The organism is Cellulomonas citrea (genome assembly GCF_009829685.1).
GTDB classification, from domain to species: Bacteria; Actinomycetota; Actinomycetes; order Actinomycetales; family Cellulomonadaceae; genus Cellulomonas; species Cellulomonas citrea.
The window spans coordinates 1-1144 of sequence record NZ_VWSD01000307.1 but is presented as its reverse complement, the minus strand read 5'-3'; the positions used below and the strand labels follow the sequence as shown (position 1 = coordinate 1144).

Annotated in this window: 1 protein-coding gene; it reads left to right on the top strand. The window is 77.2% G+C overall.

The features are described from left to right. Nucleotides 1–151: 151 nt before the first annotated feature. The coding region (folB, locus tag F2B26_RS17560) for a dihydroneopterin aldolase (protein WP_235929730.1) at nt 152–1144 on the top strand (993 nt) is incomplete at its 3' end.

The window sequence follows — 1144 nt, the reverse complement described above, 5'->3', positions numbered from 1 at the left end:
CGACGGACCGGGACCACGCGACCGCGGCGGTCTCGGCGCTCGCCGCGGCGGCCGGTGCCTGGGCCGTGCGGGTGCACGAGGTGCCGTCGTCGGTGGACGCGGTACGGGTGGGTGCCGCATGGGCGGCGGCCCGCAGGGACGGAGAAGGACGATGACCTCGCAGGACGACCACGACCTGGTGCTGGGCACCGACGGGCGACGGCTGGACCGGATCGAGCTGCGCGGCCTGGCCGCCCAGGGCCGGCACGGGGTGCACGACCACGAGCGTCGGGACGGTCAGCGGTTCGTCGCCGATGTCGTCGTGCACCTGGACACCCGCCGTGCCGCCGCGGGCGACGACCTGGTGCAGACCGTGAACTACGGCGTGCTGGCCCGGCAGGTCGTCGCCGTCCTTGCCGGTGAGCCGGTCGATCTGCTCGAGACGCTCGCCGAGCGCATCGCGGCCACGGTCCTGGCCGACCCGCAGGTGCAGGCCGTCGACGTGTCCGTGCACAAGCCGCAGGCACCGCTGCCGCTGGAGTTCGCCGACGTCGTGGTGTCGATCCGCCGGGACCGGACCAGGCTCCCGGCCGCCGAGCCGTACGATGCGGCCGACGTGGTCGCCGAACCCACGCCGGAGCCCACGGCGCCGGGCCCGCAGTGGGCGGCTCCGGCGCCGCTCCTGGTCCCGGTCGACCTCGCGGCGCAGGGCGCCCCGGTCGAGGCGGCTCCCGTCGCCGAGCCGCCGGTGCTGCCGGAGCCCGTCGAGGAGGTCCCGGGCGACGAGCCTGTCGACGCCGAACCCGTCGTCGCCGAGCCCCTGGCTGACCTGCCCCCGGCCGATGAGCCCCTGGTGAGCGAGGCGCCGACCGACGCGTCGGTCGAGGCCCTGCCCGAGGTGCCGGCCGACGTGCCGGCCCTGGCCGAGGTGCCGGTCGGTGACGTCGAGCCGCTGCCGGCCTCGGTCGACTGGATCCCGGACCCCGAGCAGGTCGCCGCCTCGTCCGTCCCGACCCCGCCGTGGCCCCGACGCGACGGTGCGGATCAGGTCGAGCCCGCCCCCGAGGCGTTCGTGGAACCGGTCGAGGTGCCCGAGCCCGCAGTGCCCGTCGCGCCCCAGGTCGGCGCCGCGCCGGCCATCCCCGACCTGGCCGCCCCTGAGCCG